The 7,601-nt window shown below is 58.4% G+C and carries 5 protein-coding genes; 2 read left to right on the forward strand and 3 right to left on the reverse strand.

Going from position 1 to position 7,601, the window contains the following annotated elements:
• Positions 1–154: 154 nt before the first annotated feature.
• From L3J03_11800 to L3J03_11810, 3 genes are all read right to left on the reverse strand, one after another.
• Positions 155–1,741 (reverse strand): peptide chain release factor 3, encoded by a 1,587-nt coding sequence (locus tag L3J03_11800; protein ID MCF6291664.1) that lies wholly within the window; start codon positions 1,739–1,741, stop codon positions 155–157.
• 463 nt (positions 1,742–2,204) lie between these two features.
• Positions 2,205–3,563 (reverse strand): cytochrome c3 family protein, encoded by a 1,359-nt coding sequence (locus L3J03_11805; GenBank protein ID MCF6291665.1) that lies wholly within the window; start codon positions 3,561–3,563, stop codon positions 2,205–2,207.
• A gap of 116 nt (positions 3,564–3,679) precedes the next feature.
• Positions 3,680–4,240 (reverse strand): NapC/NirT family cytochrome c, encoded by a 561-nt coding sequence (locus tag L3J03_11810; protein MCF6291666.1) that lies wholly within the window; start codon positions 4,238–4,240, stop codon positions 3,680–3,682.
• A gap of 428 nt (positions 4,241–4,668) precedes the next feature.
• Here L3J03_11810 and L3J03_11815 point away from each other — a divergent pair, with 428 nt between their 5' ends.
• Both L3J03_11815 and L3J03_11820 read left to right on the forward strand, forming a co-directional pair.
• Positions 4,669–6,225, forward strand: coding sequence for an ATP-binding protein (locus L3J03_11815; protein ID MCF6291667.1), 1,557 nt, complete (start codon positions 4,669–4,671; stop codon positions 6,223–6,225).
• Positions 6,226–6,248: 23 nt separating this feature from the next.
• Entirely contained in the window at positions 6,249–7,598 is a 1,350-nt protein-coding gene (locus L3J03_11820) for a sigma-54 dependent transcriptional regulator (GenBank protein ID MCF6291668.1), read from the forward strand.
• The last annotated feature ends 3 nt before the right edge of the window (positions 7,599–7,601 follow it).

The raw sequence follows: 7,601 nt of genomic DNA on the forward strand, positions 1-7,601 counted from the left end.
ATTGCTCGTTGCTCATTATCTCGGCACTGATTCCACTGTCCACCGCCCACTATCCACTGCTTGCCACGCCGTAGCCTCTTGTCCGCCGTAGCCTTCAGGCGAAGGAGGATGGCGAAGGCGGGTCTTCTGTCATCCGGCTTCTGTCATCCGGCCTTCAACCGTGTTCGCGGGTCTTTAGAAAAGAGATCTCCGGCCACTGTTCCATGGTCCGGTTCAACCGCCACTCACCCGAGGCCAGGTAGGTGAGATGCCCCTCGGCATCCTCGGCCAGGCTGGCCTGGAATTCCCGCTTGAACTGATCAAGTTTTTTGCGATCATCACAGGCGATCCAGCGGGCCGCGCCCAGATCCACATTCTCGAAGATCACCTCGGCGCCGTACTCGTCCTTGAGCCGGGCCCGGGTCACGTCGAACTGGAGCAGTCCCACCGCGCCCAGGATATAATCACTGCCCATCAGCGGCTTAAAGGCCTGGACCGCGCCCTCCTCAGCCAACTGGACCAACCCCTTTTGCAGCTGTTTGGCCTTGAGCGGGCTTTTCAGGATAACCCGCCGGAAATGCTCGGGCGCGAAATTGGGAATCCCGGTGAATTTGAGTTTTTCGCGCTCGGTAAAGGTGTCGCCGATCTTGATGGTGCCGTGGTTGTGGATGCCGATGATGTCGCCGGGATAGGCCTCATCCACATTGGCCCGGTCCTGGGCCATGAAGATGGTGGCATTGGCCAGGGCGATCTCCTTGTTGATCCGGTGGTGGCGGACCTTCATCCCCCGGGAGAATTTGCCGGAACAGATGCGCAGAAAGGCGATCCGGTCGCGGTGGGCCGGATTCATGTTGGCCTGGACCTTGAACACGAACCCGGAAAAATTCTCTTCTTCCGGAGCGACCTCACGGGTGAGGGATGCCCGGGGACCGGGCGCGGGCGCCAGTTCGACAAAGGCCTCCAGCAACTCCTTGACCCCGAAGTTATTGATGGCGCTGCCAAAGAACACCGGGGACTGGTTGGCCTTGATGAAATGCCCATAGTCAAAGGGGTTGGCCGCCCCTTCCAGCAGTTCGATATCCTGGCGCAGTTCATCGGCCTGGCTGCCGAGCAGTTCGTCCAGCCGGGAATCGGCCAGATCCTGGATCACCAGCCGCTCCTGGTCCCGGGTGGCCTGGCCCGGAACAAAGAGCTGCAGCTCCTTGCGAAAAAGATTGTAAACCCCCTTGAACCGCTTGCCCATGCCAATGGGCCATGAAAGGGGCGCGCACTCGATCTGCAGCTTTTCCTCGATGTCGGCCAGGATATCAAGCGGCTCCAGGCCGTCCCGGTCCAGCTTGTTGATAAAGGTGATCACCGGGGTGTTGCGCATCCGGCAGACCTCCATCAACTTCATGGTCTGGCGCTCCACGCCCTTGGCATTGTCGATCACCATCAGGGCGCTGTCCACCGCGGTCAACACCCGGTAGGTATCCTCGGAAAAATCCTGGTGACCCGGGGTGTCCAGCAGATTGATCTCAAAGTCCTGGTAGTTGAACTTCATTACCGAGGAGGTCACCGAGATGCCGCGCTCCTTCTCGATTGACATCCAGTCGCTGGTGGCGTGGCGCGAGGCCTTGCGGGCCTTGACCGCGCCGGCCATCTGGATGGCGCCGCCAAAGAGCAGCAGCTTTTCGGTCAAGGTGGTCTTGCCGGCATCCGGATGACTAATGATGCCGAAGGTCCGCCGCCGTTTGATTTCGTTGTTCTGGATCCTGCCCACTGCCTGCAATCCCTTGTCCGAAAAAAAGATGAATAGTGATAAAAAATGACGAAAAAAAGCGGGCCCAAGGCCCGCTCGAAAAACAAGTATAGTCGATCCTTTTCAAAATTACCACCCCTGCCGGCATCTGCACCAAGGAGGGCCGGTCGCCACCGGCATGCAGGTGCCCCCTTAACAGTTTTCGCCGCCCCGCGGCCGGCCCGGGAACGGCTTCAGCTGTTTATATGAAAATCTCCCCGGACAATGCTCGCTGTCCGGGGAGATTTTTATTGTTGGTTGTGGCTGCGGCCCAAAAGTTATGGTCCAGCCATGCGGATTAGTGTCTGTCCAGAAATGAGCAATTTCGTTCAAGATCAAGGATCGCGAAAAAAATAACCAGAGTCATATAAATGATATTACGAGGATTATTTTTTGAGCATGACGCCGAGATTGGACGAAAGGGCCATTTCCGGATGGGCACTGGTTAGTCCGGAGCCGTGCTCATCACATGGCTCAACTCCTCTATCTTATTGTTTTTGATCCGCCAGTCATAGATGTCCACCATATCCTTGTACACCTGCATGACCTGGAAGAAACCGTGCCAATGGGCGTAGTCAGGGGCAAACATGGCCGCGCCGTGCCGGGCCCGTCGACCGGCGTGATGCCAGAGGAAGTAATGCAGCTCCTGGAAACCGTCCTTCCACGGGTCCTGCTTGAGCAACCCCTTGGCCTTGAGATCCTGCTTCATGGCCTCGGCCTTGTCATAATACATATTGTAGAGTTCAACCGCATTGTCCAGGGAGTCCCGCTGGGCGTTGGTGTGTGATTTTCCATGACAGTTAACGCACACCTTGCGCATCAACTTGTCACCCTTTTCGCCGTCACCCCGCTCACCGCTTCTGATCACACTCCTGGGATGAACCAGGTCCCATTTCAGCCGTTCATTGACATTGTGGGTGGTGGACAATTCACCGATCCCGCTCATATGGCAGGTGGCGCAGGTCGGGGCGGTATAATCGCCGGGCTGCCAGGTGTCAGGGGCCGCATCCCAGTTCCACTCCTCTCCCTGGGTCAGGTAGAGCTGGCCGTGCTTGCTCTCGTTATAGATCTCGATATGGGGATGATCCGGACCCAGATGACAACTGGCGCAGGCCTCGGGTTTTCTCGCCTCGGCCACCGAAAACTCGTGCCGGGTATGGCAGACCGTGCAGTTGCCGATGCCGCCGTCCGGATACCGGGTACCCACCCCGCCGGGCCAGGTTTCCTTGATCGGCTTGTTGTCCGGACCCAGTTCCACCTTGGTACCGTGGCACATCTGGCAACCAGTGGCCCGGGTGGCCCGGTTACTTCCCGTGCCTGGTTTATTGCCCATGAACTCGCCGCCCTCGTGATAGTACATCAGCTTCTGAAACTTCTCCTTTTCAATCACCGGGTCGCCGGCCAATTTAGCATGACCGCTCTTTAAAAACTGCTTGACCTCGGCCGGATGACAACGCTCGCAGGTCTTGGAAGAGACCATGGGCGAGATGTAGATCTCCGTGCCCCGGACCCCCTCGCACTGGCTGGCCATGGGCGAACCCTTGGCCACGGTATGGCAGTCGTAGCAGGTAATGGCGGCATGGCCCATCTTGCCTTTTTTCCACGATTCAACAATGCCCGGCGTTTTTTTGGCATGACACTCGATACATCCGGCTGCATCCTCGCTCATCCCCCGCTTGATCACTATCTCCTTTGGGGCCAGATTGGGGGTCTCGGCGGCCGGGGCCATGACCGTTCCCATGGTCAAGACACAAAGGGCCAGTCCAATGACCACCAGAAATTTCGTTTTGTCTTCCCTTTTCATACCTTCCTCCTTGTCTGTCTTCTCCTGGGACTGTTTTTCATAAGGCACCGGTAAAAGCTCACGGGCATGAGGTTACCGTAAATCCGCACCCCCGGTGAATGGTTACTGTTGTTCACTTAGGTTTCCGAGAAAAATCTATTTGCGGTTTCAATCATGTTGCGATGGCCGACATGGGGATGACATTCTGTACAGGTTTTTTTCGCCTCGCCCAGCAGATAGGCCCGGTGGGCCAGGAGCCCGCCACGCTTGATCCCCTTGGGGGTCAATTCGTGGTGGCAGCGGCGGCAGGCGCTGTCAAAGGTGAACTTCTGCCGGTTCTGCTCCGCATTGCCGGCCCAGTCAAAGGTAACCGGATCGATCACCATGTTCTGGATGACATCGCCGGTGCCGGTAATCGCCTTGGTGGTCAGATATTGGAGAAAATTGCCATGGGGCAGATGGCAGTCCACGCACTGGGCCGCGAAGCCCTGCGGGTTGTTGCCGCCATGCACCGACTCCTTCCAGGATGTGCGGAAGGGGGTCATGACATGACAGGTGACGCAAAAGGTGTCGGTGTTGGTGGTCTCGATCATGAAACCCGAGGCCAGCACCGTGACCATGGCCAGCAGGATCCCCATGGCCAGGCCGACCCACCATGCTTTTTTGCCGCCTGAACGTTCCTTGCCTTGCTTTGCCATTAAATCACCTCCTTTGTCTTCAGATGCCGGTCAGAATGGTTACCTGTTATGCAACATAAGGTGACGCGCCTCGATTGGTTGAGATTAGATTTAGCAAGTATCGTTCCAGAAAAAAAAGAATCGCAAAATCAGGCTATTGAAAAATCGATGTTACTAAAAAGTAACAAAAACGGCTATTGACTGTTACCTGTACGTAACAGTACAATCAGGCTGAACCGGTCCCGGTCCACAGGGCCGCGGCCTGAAAAGGCCCTGCCGCCGGGCACGGCCCCAAGGAGCCGGCAACTCCGGCCCGGCCAGGTATGATATATGCATTTTAATCCCTTGAAATGAGGCCCTGCCGGACCGACCACCGGGCTCATGACCCGCGCTATCATCAGCCCCGGATCCTGTCGCCGGACCCGGGTCCCAATCATCGGGTGGCAAAGATGCGGTTGCGCAACAAATTCATACTGGTCATCGGGCTGATGGTAGTGGTGTCCTACGGCTACACCTTCATGCGGATCTCAAGCTTTCAACAGGAACTGCTCCATTCCCTGATGCTCAGCCAGGCCCGCCTGCTCGCCGACCAGGTACTGTTGACCCGCAAATGGGTTGCCGACCATAAGGGCGTTTTTGTCCTGGAAGAAGAGGGGGTGGAGCCCAACCCCTATCTCCGGGAACCGGAGGTCAACATCAACGGCCGCCACCTGATCAAGCGCAACCCGGCAATGGTTACCCGGGAACTCTCCGAGTACACCGCCCGCCGCGATATCTGCCGGTTCCGCTTCCGGGTCACCAGCCTCAGGCCGGTCAACCCGGCCAACCGCCCCAATGAATTCGAACGGGCCAGCCTGAAGAGGTTCGCCACCGGGGAACTGACCGAGGCCCACGAGATAACCGCGGGCAAGGATGGACGCCTGCTGCGCTACATAGAACCGCTGAATATTGAAAAGGGATGCCTGGAGTGTCACGCCCGGCACGGCTACCGGATCGGCGATATCCGCGGCGGCCTGAGCCTGGAAATCCCGATGGACTGGGAGGACAAGGCCATTGCCGGGAACCGGCGGATGCTGCTCACTGTTTTTGCGGTGTCGATCCTGCTGATCGCCGTCTTTATCGGGCTCTTTTTCGAATTGCTGGTCATCAGGCGCCTTGATCTGCTCTCCCGGGCCATGGACCGCTGTCCCGGATCTGATAAGGGCGCGGTTGAGCTGCCGCCGGAAAAGGATGAGATCGGCAAGCTGACCACAAAGTTCAAGGAACTGGATACCCGCCTTACCGCCTCCCAGATCGAATTGCAACAAACCCACGAACAGATGCTCCAGGTGGAGAAAATGGCGGCCATGGGCCGGCTCTCGGCCGGCATTGCCCATGAGATCAACAATCCGCTGGGCGGGATGCTGAACTGTATCAAGGGCATGAAGGAAAACCCGGATGACGAGGAAATGCGCCGCCGGTATCTTGACCTGCTGAACAAGGGGCTGCTGCGGATAGAGAATACGGTCCGCCAGCTGCTTAACTTCGGCCGCCGGGAACCGCTGCAACTGAGAAAGGTCCCGGTGGATGAACTGATCCGCGAATGTCTGACCATGCTTGAGTATAAGCTGAGAAACATGACCCTGATCACCGACCTGACCCTGAACCGGCCCCTGGCCGTGCATGTTGACGCCCTGAAACAGGTGCTCATCAACCTGGGACTCAACGCGATCCAGGCCATGGATAAAGGCGGCACCCTCACCGTGCGCAGCCGCGAGACCGCGGACAGTTTTATCATCTCAATAGCCGATACCGGCGCCGGTATCCCGGCAGAGAACATGGTCAAGATCTTTGAGCCTTTTTTTACCACCAAGGAGGTGGGGGATGGAACCGGTCTCGGGCTGGCCGTCACCTATTCCCTGGTCCAGCGGATGGGCGGCTCCATCGAGGTAACCAGCGTTCCGGATGAGGGCAGCACCTTTTCCGTGACCCTGCCCAAACAGAAGGAACATGATAAGCCCGCTTGAGAGCGTGGGCGGAGAGAGTCGCCATGGCCAGAATACTGCTCGCTGAAGACGATGAGATCATATTGATCACCCTGTACGACCGCCTGGGCCGGGAAGGATGGCAGGTGGACCGGGCCGGGGACGGCAAACAGGCCCTGGCCCTGATCGAAAAGGGCAGGTACCACGTGGTGATCTCCGACATCCGCATGCCGGGCCTGAGCGGGATCAGCCTGATGGAAAGGGTGAAGGAGATGTCGCCGCACACCGAGGTGATCCTGATGACCGCCTACGGCAATGTCAACGATGCGGTCGACTGCATGCGCAGGGGCGCGGCCGATTATATCCTCAAGCCCTTTGACATGGACGATCTGATCATCAGGATCGGGAGACTCCTGGATAAACAGATCCTGCGCGCCCGGTGCGCCTCCCTGTCCGAAGGGTTGGTGAGTTCCAGGATCATCGGCAACAGTACCGCTGTTGCCCGGATGGAGGAAATGATCGGCAAGGTGGCGGTCACCGGCGCCTCGGTGCTGATCAGCGGCGAATCCGGCACTGGCAAGGAACTGGTCGCCTCGGCCATCCATAACCAGAGTCTGCGCGCCGACGGCCCCTATATCAAGATCAACTGCGCCGCCATCCCCGAGGCCCTGATCGAGTCGGAGCTGTTCGGCCATGAAAGGGGTTCGTTTACCGGAGCCCATGTCAGGAAGATCGGCAAGTTCGAACTGGCCGACCGGGGCACCATCCTGCTCGACGAAATCGGCGAGATGCCCCTGCCCCTCCAGGCCAAGCTCCTGCGGGTTCTCCAGGAAAAGGAGATCGAACGGATCGGCGGCAAACAACCCGTTGCCGTGGATGTGCGGGTTATGTGCGCCACGGCCAGGGACCTGGAAGAAGAGGTCCGGGAAGGACGGTTCCGCCAGGACCTTCTCTACCGGCTCAAGGTTATACCCATTCATGTGCCGCCCCTGCGGGATAGAAAGGAAGATATCCCGCTCCTCTGCGACCATTTTCTCGAGGAATTCAACGCCGGCCGGCCGACGCCCTTGCTGATCACCCCGGAGGCCATGGATTACCTGGCTGCCTACGATTATCCCGGCAACATCAGGGAACTGCGCAACATCATCGAACGGGCCACCGTGCTGCGCCAAGGCGCGATGATTACCCCGGCGGATCTGCCCGGCGACATGACCGCAACCGTCCCGGCCCCGGCCTTTACCAGCGACCGGCTGGCCGATGCGGTGGCCGGGGCGGAAAAACTCTGTATCCGGCAAGCCCTGCGCAAGTCCGACAACCACAAGGGCGAAACCGCCGTTGTCCTGGGAATCAGCCGCAAGACCCTCTGGGAAAAAATAAAACTCTATCAACTGGAATCGAACAGCCCACCGGGATGACCC

The organism is Desulfobacterales bacterium (assembly GCA_021647905.1).
Lineage (GTDB): Bacteria > Desulfobacterota > Desulfobulbia > Desulfobulbales > BM004 > JAKITW01.